At 51.2% G+C, this 15,261-nt stretch carries 11 protein-coding genes; all 11 read right to left on the bottom strand.

Annotated elements, in window-relative coordinates; all coding sequences use genetic code 11:
* Positions 1-106: 106 nt before the first annotated feature.
* The 11 genes from ACGF5R_RS18870 to ACGF5R_RS18820 all read right to left on the bottom strand — a co-directional run bounded on the left by ACGF5R_RS18870 (position 107) and on the right by ACGF5R_RS18820 (position 15,259).
* Complete coding sequence (locus ACGF5R_RS18870) at positions 107-373, bottom strand: hypothetical protein (RefSeq protein WP_387692198.1); 267 nt, start codon at positions 371-373, stop codon at positions 107-109.
* The gene (gene tssG / locus ACGF5R_RS18865; RefSeq protein WP_387692197.1) at positions 351-1,442 is read right to left on the bottom strand and encodes a type VI secretion system baseplate subunit TssG; all 1,092 of its coding nucleotides are present in this window, start codon (positions 1,440-1,442) and stop codon (positions 351-353) included. Before tssG ends, ACGF5R_RS18870 begins: the two co-directional genes overlap by 23 nt.
* On the bottom strand, positions 1,406-3,181 hold the full coding sequence (gene tssF / locus ACGF5R_RS18860) for a type VI secretion system baseplate subunit TssF (RefSeq protein ID WP_112878280.1): 1,776 nt from the start codon (positions 3,179-3,181) through the stop codon (positions 1,406-1,408). The genes tssG and tssF overlap by 37 nt, the downstream gene beginning before the upstream one ends.
* A 96-nt stretch (positions 3,182-3,277) precedes the next feature.
* Positions 3,278-4,852, bottom strand: coding sequence for a type VI secretion system protein TssA (tssA, locus tag ACGF5R_RS18855; RefSeq protein WP_112878279.1), 1,575 nt, complete (start codon positions 4,850-4,852; stop codon positions 3,278-3,280).
* The gene (locus ACGF5R_RS18850; RefSeq protein WP_387692195.1) at positions 4,837-8,223 is read right to left on the bottom strand and encodes an ImcF-related family protein; all 3,387 of its coding nucleotides are present in this window, start codon (positions 8,221-8,223) and stop codon (positions 4,837-4,839) included. Before ACGF5R_RS18850 ends, tssA begins: the two co-directional genes overlap by 16 nt.
* Positions 8,220-9,347, bottom strand: a complete 1,128-nt coding sequence (locus ACGF5R_RS18845) for a hypothetical protein (protein ID WP_112879703.1) — start codon at positions 9,345-9,347, stop codon at positions 8,220-8,222. Before ACGF5R_RS18845 ends, ACGF5R_RS18850 begins: the two co-directional genes overlap by 4 nt.
* Positions 9,344-9,616 (bottom strand): PAAR domain-containing protein, encoded by a 273-nt coding sequence (locus tag ACGF5R_RS18840; RefSeq protein ID WP_132356423.1) that lies wholly within the window; start codon positions 9,614-9,616, stop codon positions 9,344-9,346. Before ACGF5R_RS18840 ends, ACGF5R_RS18845 begins: the two co-directional genes overlap by 4 nt.
* 545 nt (positions 9,617-10,161) lie before the next feature.
* Positions 10,162-11,244, bottom strand: a complete 1,083-nt coding sequence (locus ACGF5R_RS18835) for a T6SS immunity protein Tli4 family protein (RefSeq protein WP_387692192.1) — start codon at positions 11,242-11,244, stop codon at positions 10,162-10,164.
* A gap of 122 nt (positions 11,245-11,366) precedes the next feature.
* A complete protein-coding gene (locus tag ACGF5R_RS18830) occupies positions 11,367-12,446 on the bottom strand; it encodes a T6SS immunity protein Tli4 family protein (protein ID WP_112879706.1) in 1,080 nt (359 codons plus the stop codon).
* Between the two features lie 121 nt (positions 12,447-12,567).
* Positions 12,568-13,656: a T6SS immunity protein Tli4 family protein gene (locus ACGF5R_RS18825; RefSeq protein WP_387692190.1), complete on the bottom strand. Its 1,089-nt coding sequence runs from the start codon at positions 13,654-13,656 to the stop codon at positions 12,568-12,570.
* Positions 13,649-15,259, bottom strand: coding sequence for an esterase/lipase family protein (locus tag ACGF5R_RS18820; protein WP_387692188.1), 1,611 nt, complete (start codon positions 15,257-15,259; stop codon positions 13,649-13,651). Before ACGF5R_RS18820 ends, ACGF5R_RS18825 begins: the two co-directional genes overlap by 8 nt.
* Between the last annotated feature and the right edge of the window lie 2 nt (positions 15,260-15,261).

Below are 15,261 nucleotides of genomic sequence, written 5' to 3'. Positions count from 1 at the left end.
ATCCCCTTCGATTATGTCATGACTTGTCTGGATGAGTTATGCCAGCCCGCCCCGGATCTGGAAAAACTGCTGCCATGGAAAAAGCAAGGTGGGGTTTAGTTGACGCTTACGCTTTTTCCAGCGCCTGGTTGTCCCGCAACTGATAAACCCGGACCAGCGCAGGGACGGACAGGGCAACACTTTCCCCGCTATCCGTGTTGACCGCTGCCCGGGGCGTAAAATCCAGCCGCACTGTTTTCACTTGTCGATGAAAAAGGGACTGTGTGGCGGATACCGTGCCATCGGCTACCGTCTGCGTCAGCCCGCAGCCGGTCAGCAGTAAGGTGATTGCCGCTATCATCGGCACCGTTTTATAAAAAGCGGTAGTGAACATGGTGTCCTCCTGTGTTTTGATGGCTGTCCGGCGATATTCCCTGATAATCTCCCAGACTCACCGTTATCTTGTCCGGGATTGCTGCCTGATTTTTTTCAGCCTGCAACCCCAGCACCCCGGTCAGCCCCAGCTGAACAGGCTTATCGCTGCCCAGCACCGGCACCGGTAATATTCGGGTTTGAAGGGTCAATTGCAGCCGGGCCCGGTACCGCCAACCCAGATAGACGCGCAGCAACGTCAACAAATCGGTGTGTAACTGCCCGCCCGGCAGCCAGCCTCGCGCTTCCTCCGGGCAATCCGTGTGCAACGCCAGCAATAACTGGCTGTTGATATCCGTGCCGACTCTGCCCAGCACGGTACGTTGCGACAGGGAAATCGGCTGCGAGTCTGAAAAACCGGCCGGTTGCCGCAGATGAATCTGCCGTGGGCAGGCGGGTGTCACTACGACACGGGTCTGCGGCGCCAGCAACATCACCAGCGCCGCTACCCCTTCCGCCGTCCGAGTCGGCAGGCGCATCACACTGAGCAACGCCAGAAAACGGGACACCGGCGTGGCAATCTGCTGCTGACTGCCCGGGATGCCTAAGCCAATGAGTCCCAGTAAACACTGCGATGTTGGGTCACTTCCCCCAGAGGCAAACGTCGCCGGGTAGGAATATTTACGCCAGATACGGTAATATTGGGTCAGTATCCGGTGGTTAAACATATCCAGAAAGGCTTCCACCGCTTCATGCCCTTCCCGGTGCTGCGCGATATCGTTCAGGTAAGCGGTCGGCAACGGGGAATCCACGCCGTACAGCCCCATAAACGTGGTTCTGACTGTCGGGGGGCGATCCGGGTATTCGCAGTCAGTTTCCATCGCTTTCAGTGCACTGGTCGGGAACCCCATCCCCGGATGGGGCCGGAAACGTATCACATCATCGGCGGGATTATCCGTACTGCCCAGGGGGTGCCGATCCGGGACCGTGCGCTCAACGGCCTGACAGAACTGATAGAAATTGAGCGTCGAAATATCGTCCTTTAGTCCGGGCATTAACCGGGAATACACTGACTGTGCTTCTCTTGCCATGACAAGCGTTCTCCTGTGGGTTGTAAGACCAGCGTCAGCCGGTTGAACAGATGGATATCGGTGTACAAGGCAAAAAAGCGACTGAGCATTTCACCGAACAGACAGATATCCCCGGTCCCGGTAAAGCCGTTGCTGTCCAGCGTGACTTCAATATGCACGCCCCGTTGCAGGCACCCCTGCTCAAACCGCTCGATAAGCGCATGTTTCACCGCCACAATGGCCGTCAGACGGCGATAGTTCATCTCGTCATCGGTCCAGTCATACAGGGCCAGCGTGCCGCGCAACACTTCCGGGTTATCCATCAAACTGAGGAAATTGGAGCCGAGATGACTGAGCACCCGCCAGTGAAAGCGATCCCGGTTTGGCGGATAACACGGCAATGTCGGTTCACACAGATTACGCACGGTCAGTTCCGCCAACGGGGGAGACACCGCCGTATCCAGCAGCGTCTCCTGCAATGCCCGACGAGGCAGTTGCCCATTAGTACCGGTTATCGTGAGTGACAGATTTTCTGCTTCACGCGATCCTTCATTATTATCAATCTCCTCCCCGCCCAGAATAAGCCAGGTGTCGTACAAACCCGACGGCCCCTGTTTTACCCGGGTATGGTAGTAACGCGCCGGTGCGTCATGGCGCAGCATACCGCCTTTGTGGCGAAAACTACTGAAGGGCACATACGACTGGTGATCACTGCGTTTCGAGGAGACTACCGCATCCACCGAATAAATCTCGGTATGCCCGTCTTGAAGGCGCATCGGGCGCAGCAAATACTCTGTTTTCAACGGTGACAGCGGCAACGGATCGGATTCCAGCGGGAACAGGTTAATCACCGGCACACAGTGCAAACGGATATGCGCCGCAGAAAACGGCCACTCCTGAGGCCAGCTTTCACCCAACACCGCATCCAGTTCAAACCACGGCGTCCTGTCGGGTATAGTCAGCTGTTCCAGCCCGCACAACGCGACAAACATGAATTTCTCACGGAAGGTAAAATACTCCAGCAGCAGCTGATAGCCACTGAACGCACTGTCCCCTTTCGGCCACAGCCTTTCCTCATCGCCAAATCCCAACGGGGAGAATCCCCCGTCAAACGGCTGGCGGTCGGGCTGACCGGGCAGACGCAGATACAGCTGTTGCGTCTGAAGCGTCAATGCCCGATGTAACGCACAGGCCAGCGGGCTGTCCGCACTCAGGTACAGCGGCAAACGACTCAAATCAACCTGGCGCCAGTCCACTTGAGTGCCACAATTAAAACGCAGGCGAATGACAGCCCGGCCATCCGGTTCAGATTTAAGCGAAGCGTCAGTCAGCGCCAGCGGCAGCAACTGAACCGCCTGAGTGGTGGTATAGCGGCACCGGGTCTGTTGCGGGCCGATCGGCTGCGAAAGTATCTCAAAGCCTTTTTTCACCTGCACCGGATTTTTCAGCTGTTTCAACTGTGCCCAATCCGCGCCCAGTTCCACAATGGACAGGGAAGGGATGGTGCGCAGGTAATGCGGCCACAGCAAACTGACCAGCCCTTCCGTCAACTCCGGTAAGTCATCATCCAGCTTCTCGCGCAGGCGGCCCATCAGAAAGGCAAAGCCTTCAAACAAACGCTCCACATAGGGGTCACGGGTGCCGACTCTGTCCAGATTGAGCAGAGCCGCCCGGTCAGGATAGGCTTTGGCAAACTCGTTGCCCGCTTCACGCAGGTAGCGCATTTCTGCCTCGTAATAGCGCAGGATTAAATCATCCATCGGATTGTCCTCAAATAAACAGTTCAGAATAAATACATTGGGGAGGGTAAAACGGGTCGAACAGGGATAAGATTGTCATGCCATATTCTAGGGCCATCAGCCACACAACACCGCCGCCCTGACCGGATCAATCGCCACCAGTCCGGCCAGCAATGTCTCCCTGCGTTGTGCCGTCAGCACCTTATCCTGTTCACTGCGTTGGGCTTTCATCCGCAGCAACTTAAGTTGCCGGGCTTTCACCTCAAACATTAGCACCGGTTCCCACTCACTCAGACCCAACGGTTCGCCGGCGTCCAGCTCCGTAAGCAGATGCAACGCCATCTCATTTTTGCCGTACTGCTCCGCCACCCGCGCCATCAACAAGCGCTGGAGCCAGCGGGGACGCACCCCCATGATCCCCGGCAATTGCCCCAGCCAACGCAACGCGGCCTCAATACCTTCACTGTCCGCCAGTTGTAACGCCTCCGCTTCCAGCGCCAGGATGTCATTCTCACCCTGTGCCGGCGGGGCGTCCGGTAACCCGTGGTCCTGGGCCGCCATCACGTCCCGCGCTATCCACTGACCGGTCACCTCATCGGCAAACGGTGTTCCGTTGTTATAGGCCAAATTCTCCAGCCCCGGCAGGCGCCCAAGCAGGATGCTCAGATCCTGTTTCACAATATCCGCCCAACTTTCATCAGGATGGTCCAATTTGCTTAATGCCTGACAGAGATACCACTGTAAATCGAGCCAAAAGTGGTTAACCCCTTCCGCAAACATCCGGTCGACCTGCGCCAACAACTCACGCCAACTTTGTTGCCGGTAGAGCCGTTTCAACTGCGCCCGGTATTCCGTACGAGGCGGCACCAAACGGGTCAGTCCGGTGGTATCCTGCGGCGGTAACTGATGGACGGTATCCCAGCGCAGATTTTTCATCAGGCGATGACTGGATAACCACCCGTGCGGTTGATCATGCAGATAACGCGCCAGTTCACGCGCCTGTTCCAGCAAATCACGCCCGGACTGCACGGGCCGCACGACGGGTGAAGGCCCGTCACCGTTCGCCGACGCGGTCTGTGCGATAGTTTGCGGCACCACGGCGTCAACACCGCCCGATTGGGCCAGACGGGTTTCCAGGGGTCCCGCCAGCCCGGCGAGGGTGGGACGAGCCGCCGCGTCCCAGTCGGCAAACACGTGTTCCAGTAACGCCAGCGCGGCCAGCACGCGTTCAAAATCGGCGCGATTCACTTCCGGGTAGCGGGATAAACTGGCCTGAATTTTGCCCCCGGTCAGCCATACCAGCGCAGCCTGACGGCTGCCTGCTCGATGGGGTAGCAAGGTTTCGCCAAAACGGTCCGCCAGCGCGGCTAACAACGTCAACCCCTCAGCCAGACCGTTTTCACCCTCCTGATGCAGACGTGCCCAGACGTAATAGGTCGCCACGCGAACATCTTTGCAGTAGGTCATCAGCAGTTTTTCCGCCAATTGACAGATAAGGGCCGTATCAATGCCACTGAGTTTATTGACCTCCTCACGCATGCGCTGAAAATCATCGTGATGAACTGGATCCTCCCCGGTCGGCGCTTCTGCGCTAATGGGCAACAACCACGTCGTCCACCGTTCGGTCTGCTTTCGGGCGAGGGTCAACACATCACGCTCACCCAGACAGGTTGTTATCAATCGTTGCAACATGATCCCTCCGTCAGGTCATCGTCATCGACCAGTGAGATGACCGGGTCATCACCCGGTGTCGTGTCAAAAATCTCTTTCGGCAACGTAAATCCCCGCAGTTTCAGCAACGCCAGCGGCCCGCTGCCCATTTCCGTACGTAATATCCAGGTCACCGGTAAACCGTCCGGCATAGTGAATGTCAGCCGGTAACGGCTTTCATCCCACTTTTCCGCTTTCGCCTGCGCCAGCCAGCGAATGAGTCCCCAGGTTCCCGGATAATCACCGAACAGCCTCGCCCCGGCATTGACACTGGTCCAGGTCAGCATCACCCCCGGTTTATACGTCTCTCCCGGCCAGCGAAAACGCTGCCAGCTTTCCATCTGGTTGAAGTAACGCAATTTCTGCCCGTCTATCGTCAGGTCGGTTTCCACCACATCCCGCGCCGCTCGCGCGCGCAGTTCAAACCGCAGTCCCTGACTGCCGTCCGCAAACAGCACATCCGATAACTGACTGAGCTGATTCACCGCTTTCAGGAAACGCGGGTTAACCTGCAACCCCTGACCGTTCACTTTATCCGGCACCCAACGGTTGCCGTCTTTATGCAATACGCCGCCTAACTGGCGCGTCAAAAACTGCTCAATGCGCCCGGTGTCCGGGCGGATAAACTGCCCCAGCATCGGCAATGAAATGTCACTCTGCCCACCGGCAAACGGGTAGCGACCGGCAAAGGCGGTATTCCAGTTAGCCACTATTGCTGTCTGCCACTGTTCATTTAAACTTGCCGTTGCTGGTTTCAGTATTCCCTGCCATGCCTGATTTAACGGCTGTACGAACATCGTCTGACCAAAACCGCGCCATTGGTCACCCAAACTGGCCGCCATCAGATTGCCGTAACCCTGGGTCTCCGTCAGGTCGGTGCTTTTGCCCTGAAACACCGTCTGCGCCAGCCTCTCCGCCCTCTCTGAGGGGTCATCACTGGTGTTTATCTGTTGCAGTTTCAGCCGCACCTGAGTAACTCTGGTCAGGAAGGTTTGTAAGTTGAGGTTGCTGTCCGCGGTCATCACACTTTGTGGATTGCTTTTCCCCATCAGCGCCAGTAACGGACCGAAAGTGCTGTCCATCGGTCCGTTTACTTCGCCAGCCTGTTGGTTAATCACCGGCACCGCCGTTTTATTCAGCAACGTCTTCGCGGATTTCACCCATGCATCCGATAACGCCGGCCCCTGCTGGCCGGTTTGTCCCTGATACGCCACCGTGTTCATCAACGCTATCAGCGGGGACTGGCGCCCGTCCGCCATCAGGGTTAACTGGTCTGTCACTCCGGCCAGATTACGCGCTTTATTCCAGCGCAGGCTGTTGAGAAAATCCTGCCAGGCCCCGGCAAAATCGGTAAAGTAACGCGCGGTCAGGCGGGCTTTCAGCTCCGCCGGTGAGACGGCTGCCGGGACGGCCTGATGGTTATCACTCAACACCCAGTCAATCGCTTCCTTACGTGAAGCTACCGCGTTATCAATCGCTTTCTGTATCTGCCCTTCCCACGCCTGACGGGTAAACATTCCCGGCACCACGCGTGTCGTGGTAAACAACCGTTCCGCCTCAGTGTCGCCGGTCATTTGCCTTAAGGTCAGGTCGGCATAATCCTTCTCCACCGATTGCAGCATCTGCTGGTAGAGCGTGGCTTCCGCATTGTGCCGCCCCATCTGCGCCAGCAATATCCGGCGCGCCTGACTGACCAACGCCGTGTCCGGCGTAATCCGCCATTCCGGATGGGCGGGCAGATTCTCCGCATAAAAATCCCACAAATCCGGGGCCGCACTCAACCAGACACCGGGGGCAATACCGGCCCGGGCCGGCTCATTTTCACTCAGGACGCGGGTTAAAAACGCGGCCTCCGCTTTCTGTGGGTAGGCCATCATCAGATACGCTTTGAGTTGGTTGTGCGCGGCTTTCGCCCGGCGGGCCCGTTGCGGGCTGCCCGGGGGCAGATTCACCAGCGCGCTCAGTTTTTGGCGCAGTATCGCCGCCGCCTTATCCCGTATCAGCCGGTTATTCATTTGGGTGTAGTACGGCAACACCGCCGTCAACAGCGGCTGATTTTGATTCAAACCGAAACGCTGATACCAGGGTGCCCCATGTTCGGCCCGGTACTGCAACCGGCCCATTTCATTACGCAGCGCCTTAAACGCCATCAACTGGGCATCGGACGCCTCAGGACGGGCTTGCAAATCAGTCACCGCCGCGTTGACCCCCGCTATCTGGTCGCGGTTGGTAAAAAAAGAAAGCACACTGCCCGCGCCCCACAATAAGGCCAGGGCCATCAGGCCGTGATAAACGTTGCGCTTCTGGATCCATCCGACCCGTCTGCCATGCCGGTGCCGACTGTCAGCTAATACCCCCTGCCAGGCGGTATCGGGCAACCAACTTTGCGGTCCTGCATCCAGGGTTGCTTCCAGCGGCAGACTGAACATCAGGCCACGCAACGACACGACCTGAGCGTACTCCGCCAGCCACGGCGTCAACACCTTGCGCCAGTGGTCAATGCCTGTTTTCTCCAGCGTGGAGGCCAGCCGATATAAAAAATCATGGGCATTATCGGGCAACAGTTGCTGCATCCCCCGCTTGCGTATCGGGTCAATCAACTGGTGCAGTTGGGTCTCCACAATCTCGGGGGTACAGCGTTCAGGTAAAAAGCACCCCACCGCCTGAGTCACCCGCCCTTCCTGTGACCAGAGACTGTGACACACCTGCCACAAATAGACAGGCGCCTGCCAGTGCAACTGTTGGGCCTGATTCTGCAACATCCGCAATGCCTTATCCATCCAGACCGGCTGCGCGCTTTGTTGTTCGGTCAGCGCCCAGACGATACCATTAAGCGGGCGGAAACGGCGCAAGCGACGCAGGGCCGCCAGTTGCGCGGCATCGGGTTCAGTTTGCAAACTGCCGCCCCACAGCAGGAGCGTACGATGGCCCTCCAGCCAGTGTTGCGTCGTCAGCCCCGGTGCGATGGCTTCCACCTGTTCAGGTTCGCCCACCAACAACAAGATACGGACTTTATACCACCAGAACAGGCCATAACGACGGTGCAGACGATCGCCTAAATCACTGACTATTGGCGCAGACTGGCTGAGGCGAGTTTCAGCTTGTGCAGTCTCTGGCCGGAATGGTTGTTGCGCTTTATTCTGCCGTATATACTCCCATGCCGTGCTCCCCAATAAGCCTATCAGTATGGCTGGAAAAAGCGTGGCATAGGCATACCACGCAAGGTTCAGTAACCCATTGTCCGCAAGCAATGCCTGATTTAAATAAATCAGCAGAAAAAATATTCCGGCAAGACTCAGCGTAATAAAAACATATCCCCGAAGGCCATAGTGATGATCATGACTCGCGTTCATCGATGTAACTCCTTCGTCACTAAATAAAGTATCGCACTACCCTCGGGTAATTGATTGATAATGATATGATCGCTATTTGTCAGACCAGTGGCCTCGGTCAGCATGGCTGAGGTCAGAAACACAGACAGCGGCCCCGGTGGACCAAAAGTATGGTCGATTAAATGAACAGGATTTTCCGGGACAAAATGGAATGGACTATCACGGCCCTCCATCATCAGTTCAGTCAGCATATTTTGAGAAACCCCCGTCATCCAGAGGTGCTGCATACTGTTTTTGGCAATGCGGTTATACTCAAATAACATTCTGAAATCTTTCTTTATTTCCCCGGGTAATGATGGCAGCGCCCTTCCCATACCCGCCAGAACGTTTAACTTTTTCTGGGCGACAAATGCCGTTGAGGAAAGTAACTGAGCAGACAAAAATTCGCTGTACACTTCTTTACCGCCTTTGGCAGGCCAGCACTGGCAGGCGATAACCATTATCAGCCCCTCAAAAGCCGCTTTGTCGTACAATGACGTTATTACCTCCCTGCTCTCTATTTGAGTGGGAACCAAACTCCACTGTTGTTGCACACACTCTTGATGATGAGACAAATCCATTGAAGGGGCACCAGCAAGATAAATGGTGCATAAAAGCGAGCGATACCCCGAACACTGTTGCTCAAACTTATCATCAACTTTCGCCAATAACTGCCGGATATCCGTTGATGGCACAGACAGCGCCCGTCCGGCATCGGGAAAAGCCGGAATATCTTTCGGTTTACCCAACAAGGGGGCTATGCCCTGTGGTTCTGGCGTCAGAATAAAGTTGCCGACCACCGCCAATTGCTTTCTGCTCCATTGCTGCCACTGGAAACGGGTTTCGGCACTGGCGGCTTCCCAGGCTTGCGCCGTAGTACAGAATCGCTCATAGCGGTTTAGTACCGCACCAAATAACAGCATCCAGCCGAAAAAGGCCGGTAAGCTGCCATACAGTACGACCTGCAATAAATCGGGAGTTTCTCTCAGCACAAGCGCCATACCTGTGCCCACCGCCAGCATCAGCAATAAAATCATCCCCCACAACCCATAACGCACCGGCGCCACGATACGAAGCCGGGGGATCTCTGGAATAGGCCAGCTCATGACGATGACTCAACCTGGTTATGAGGCATTGAACTCAATACTCGACACCCACACTGGCAGCGACAATAATGCACCACTACAGCGCGGCCGTTTTCCTGAACGGTATTATCCCCCTCAATAATGGGATTAATACCGTGCCCGTCTAGCGGACAATTAATGAGATCACCCACCAAAGCGGCCTGTTTACCGTCGAAATACATTGTTGAAGAAGCGGTAATCACTTTTCCACCTCGATCGGTGGCATCACCTAAACAAACAATACCAGACATTGTGATATCCTCTATTGATTATCGAAATAACCCTAAATAAACCATCAGATATCAGGAGATAATATTTCATCCCGATATATCTCATTATTGACTTTAATCTGAAGGGTCCCATACCTTTAAAAACTGAATTAAAAGATAAATAAGCGGCCCACTCAATAACACCACTACAGGGATTAAGAACAACAGGACTTTGTATTTCTTTCGCTTAATGCATTGAACCGTCCGATAAATGACATAACCATCAATAATCATGATGACCGGCCAGGCATAATAGAAAACGAGAAAAACACAGACTAATACCACATCACAAAAATCAAATTTAATCACATTGAACCCACCATGAGTGCATTATTAAAAAAACCGACCTCTCACAGAAAGAATACCCCCGCCGCCAATAAAATCGGCAAACTCTTTTTTATCCAATTTTCACCGCCTGAGTCATTCTGACAACTGAATGTAAAATGCCTATTGGTATTTTAATGCTTTATCCACCTTGATTAGATTAACCCTTATATCCCTATAAAGGATTTAATTTAAAACACATGTTATCGGGGATCGAAAGCGCCGGGTCTGACTCTGACGGTCTGACTAATAGCATCCCAGAACGCCACTATTTCATTCTGGCTATAGGCTGTCGGTGTCTCTTCATCATTGACCACCGTCAAATCAAATACCGGTGTTTTTTTTCCGCCGGTTTTCTCATTAACCAATAATGTAAACAGATAACGAGGATTATCATTGTTCGGCTGACGACCCGACAGCAACAGCTCTTCAGTATCCAACCCGTTTATTTTCCGTTTCCCTTTGCGGAAAACCTTTCCCCGAGACAGCATGGTTTCAATTACACCAAGACGTTCCAGCATACTGTCTTTTTCACGGATATAATTATTGCTCATCATAGTGGCATTCAGGTAATTATTCGGATTCGTTTTATATACTAACTCTATAAATTCCTTATCTTTTTTATTATCAGCAATAAATGCATGAGGAATACAGTTTCCGGCGGTAGTGGGTATTTCCGTTTCTTTACGTCCCTGTATACGGGATAATAAGTCTTTCAACTCTGCCAGTTTCGTTGGCACAGTATTGGTATAGATATTAGGATACTTTTCCCGATCTTTGTCATAACGTGGCGCAGAACTATCCTCCGCTTTCATTTCCACTTTTATTGCCACCCCGTTACTGTACAGATGGGCTTCCAATACCCGAGCCATATCTGGTACACTTTGGTCCTCCATACGCTCGAAAATAATCCCCTTCATCCCCTGAGGTAAGCGGTAAATATTCTTTAGATAGGGCATATCAACGGGATATGACGTCTTCATCTGCCGTAACGCGTCTTCCCGTAATTGAATACGCTGTTCAAAGGCAGGTGGATAGAGCAGACGGGTTTCTACCAAGTTATCATTCACCCAAATAGCATCATTTAAGGTGTTATTATATTTTTTCGGTAAATCAACCAAATACCGGCCAATACAACGGGTTTGTAAGTTTGCTAACATTTCCGTTGTCACTTTCTTTTCCTTTTCAGTTAACACAGGGTGATAAGGGCCAGGTAAATACCACCGCCACAAGGCATAAATCGCCACACCAGCCAACAAAATAAGTAAGATATTTCTTTTATTCAATTTTTACCGCCCAGACAATTTTGGTGATTGAACCTAAAGTATGTATTGGTATTTTCTTAATCTTTTCCCACCCTGATTATTAACCCTTATATCCCTATAACGGCTTTAATTTAAAACACATGTTATCGGGGATCGAAAGCGCCGGGTCTGACTCTGAGGGTCTGACTAATGGCATCCCAGAACGCCACTATTTCATTCTGGGTATAGGCTGTCGGTGTCTCTTCATCATTGACTACCGCCAAATTAAATACCGGTGTCCTTCTCCCTCCCGTTTTTTCATTGACCCGTAATGTAAACAGATAACGAGGATTATCATTGTTCGGTTGACGGCCCGACAGTAATAGCTCTTCAGTATCCTGCCCATTTATTTTCCGCGCCCCTTTGCGCAAAGCCTTCCCCCGGGACAGCATGGCTTCAATTACGCCAAAGCGTTCCAGCATACTGTCTTTTTCACGGATATAATTATTAGTACTCATTCTGACATTCAGGTAATTATCCGGGTTCGCTTTATACAATAAGCCTATATCTTCTTTATCCTTTTTATTATCGGCAATAAATGCATGAGGAATACAGTTTCCGGCGGTAGTGGGTATTTCCGTTTCTTTACGTCCCTGTATACGGGATAATAAGTCTTTCAACTCTGCCAGTTTCGTTGGCACAGTATTGGTATAGATATTAGGATACTTTTCCCGATCTTTGTCATAACGTGGCGCAGAACCATCCTCCGCTTTCATTTCCACTTTTATTGCCACCCCGTTACTGTACAGATGGGCTTCCAATACCCGAGCCATATCCGGTACACTTTGGTCCTCCATACGCTCGAAAATAATCCCCTTCATCCCCTGAGGTAAGCGGTAAATATTCTTTAGATAGGGCATATCAACGGGATATGACGTCTTCATCTGCCGTAACGCGTCTTCCCGTAATTGAATACGCTGTTCAAAGGCAGGTGGATAGAGCAGACGGGTTTCTACCCGATTATCGTTCACCCTAGCCGCCTCCACGGTATTGTTGTAGTTGGCTGGCAAATCAACCAGATACCGACCAATACAGCGGGTTTGCATATTTGCTAACATTTCCGTTGTCACTTTCTTTTCCTTTTCAGTTAAAACAGGATGATAAGGATCAGGTAAATACCATCGCCACAAGGCATAAATAGCCACACCAGACAACAAAATAAGTAAGATATTTCTTTTATTCAATTTTTACCGTCCAGACAATCTTGATGATTGAACCTAAAATACGTATCGGTATTTTCTTATCCTTTCCCATCCTGATTTTTAACCTTTATATCCCTATAAAGGGTTTAATTTAAGACGCATGTTATTGGGAATAAAAAGCGCTGAGTCTGACTCTGACGGTCTGACTAATAGCATCCCAGAACGCCACTATTTCATTCTGGCTATAAGCTGTCGGTGTCTCTTCATCATTGACCACCGTCAAATCAAATACCGGTGTTTTCTTTCCGCCGGTTTTCTCATTTGCCAGTAACGTAAACTGATAACGCGGATCATCACTATCCGGCTGTAATCCCACCGCCAATAATTCCTCGGTATCCAGCCCATTAATTTTTCGCGCGCCTTTACGCAAAATATCACCCCGGTACAGAAATGCTTTAATTTGGCCGATACGCTCCAGCATACTGTCTTTTTCACGGATATAGTTATTCGTTTGTATTCTCACATTCAAATAATTATCCGGGCCAGTTTTATATAATGCACCGATATCTTCTTTATCTCTTTGATTATCTGCAATAAACGCATTGGAAATACAACTTCCCGCTGTAGTCGGAATTTCTGTTTCTTCACGTCCGTGTATACGGGACAAAAAATACCTTAATTCAGTCAGTTTTTCTGGCACATCATTATTATAAATATCAGGATGAATCTGCCGATCTTTGTCATAACGTGCAGCGGAAGCATTTGTCGCTCCTATTTCCACTTTAATCGCCACGCCATTGCTATATAGATGGGCTTCTAATACCCTGACCGCATCCGGGACACTTTGATTTTGCATACGTTCAAAAATAATCCCTTTCATTCCCTCGGGGACAGAGTAAATATTTTTTAAATAGGGCATATCAACGGGATATGACGTCTTCATCTGCCGTAACGCGTCTTCCCGTAATTGAATACGCTGTTCAAAGGCAGGTAAATAGATCCGTTGAGTTTCTACCCAATGATCATTCACCCGGGAAGCATTCACCGTATCATGATAGTTTCCCGGTAAATCAACTAAATATCGACCGATACAACGGGTTTGTAAATTCGCTAATAGTTTGTCCACAGCTAATTTTTCCTTCTGATTTAATACAGTATGTGGGGGATAGGGCTCTAACCGGTGCCACATCCCGTAAAACACCAGCATAAACAGGCTGGCAATTATTATGGAGAGCGTTTTTTTTCTACTCATCAGGATAGGCCAGGGAAGTTTGGTTAATAGATTGCGCTATTTTGACAATCGCCCGCAGGGTAAAAAAACGGGTATCGTCAGTATTATAGGCACCTTCATGATCAACTTCCGCCCCCAATATTGAACGCAGACCGCTGGCGGTAAACTTCCCGCCCTCAACTGGCACCGTGCCATCACCGGGCTCTTGCGGATCCGCTATAGTAAAAGTTTGTATTAGAGAATAGTCATTGCCAAGTTTTATTGGATATTTGACACTGCGCATATCTGAAAGCTCCGCATTCATCGGGTCAAATATCGGGCTATTAAATGCCAGTTCAAGATTACCTTTCCGATTAAAATAATCTTTACGTGCTACCCAGCGGACGGTGCCATAAGAGAGGTGTTTAGTACTGTTACCATAAAAAGCATAGGTATTGCTGTGATAACAATCAGTTAACCCTTCGATAAAAGGCCGGACTACGTAAGACAACAGGTGAGTATATTTTTTCCAATCTGCCTGCATTACTGACCGGTTTTTTGCCTTATTTTCCGGGTTAATTAAACGTTCTTCGCATAATCCCCACCATTTATCGCGCTGCAAATAGATTTCTTCATAAGGATCACGCTCCGGTAAGCTATAGCGTGTATTTCCATCCTCAATCTTCAACCACCACTTACCGTATCTCAAACCGGGTAATAACTGAAGTGGTCCCGGTGACTGCGCCATCACGGCAGTGAATTGACCGCCATCTTTGCCTATGACTAATCCAGTCGGGCTACCTTCACCTGCTTTCATCCGCTTATAAGCCGTCGGTGCACCAAATGTCGGCATCACACCGTGCACAATCCCCAGGAGCCTGTCATGCCCCTCCAATATTTCTGAATAGTGACGTGCCACCAGTCCCCCCATTGAATGCGTGACCAGTATCACCTTCTCACAAGGCTGACACCGCCGTTTATAGCCCGTAACCACTTGGTCAATATAGTCCGCCAACCGGTTTGCTGACTCCACATTAGACTGAAGCCAGTTATACCCCATCACATGAACCGGAAACTGATATTGATAACTCAGCTTAATTTCATCCCGTGTCAGTTTGGCTTCCCCCATCTCAGCCTGTAAATCCATCAACTCCAGTTGCTGACGCAGTGTCTGCTTTCCCGTCTTATTCAACCGGTTATGCAATAACTCATCCTGATCATCCAGCGCCGCCTGAAGCCAGGGCAAAAATTCACCGTAGCTCATATAGGCGACCTCACCCCAACCTCGCTCCTTTCGCGAAGGAAATTTAGGGCCTTCTTTATGATTGTCGTCTACTCTGCCCCGTGAATCGACAACAGTATTTTCCGGATCAAGCAACTTTTTTCGATCTTCTGCGCCCTTTAAAACCCAGTCCTTCAAAGCACCCAAGCTGCTGTTTAAACGCCAAACTGGCGTTCCATTTTTATCCTGCAAATTACTCCCCATCACCCCGGGCAAAAAAATCACCGGAATAACCCGGTTTGGTACCTTATAACAAATCGCCGTCAGGTTCTTTTCACTGGGCGCATTAACTAACGGGTAATACAGACTGCCATGCTCGTCATAAACAGGCTGAACAACCATTTTTTCTGATGAATCGGACATCA

It is taken from the genome of Photorhabdus sp. RM71S (assembly GCF_042879355.1).
Classification (GTDB): domain Bacteria; phylum Pseudomonadota; class Gammaproteobacteria; order Enterobacterales; family Enterobacteriaceae; genus Photorhabdus; species Photorhabdus kayaii.
Note: the sequence above shows the minus strand (reverse complement) of the source record. Positions and strands in the feature narration are given on the sequence as shown.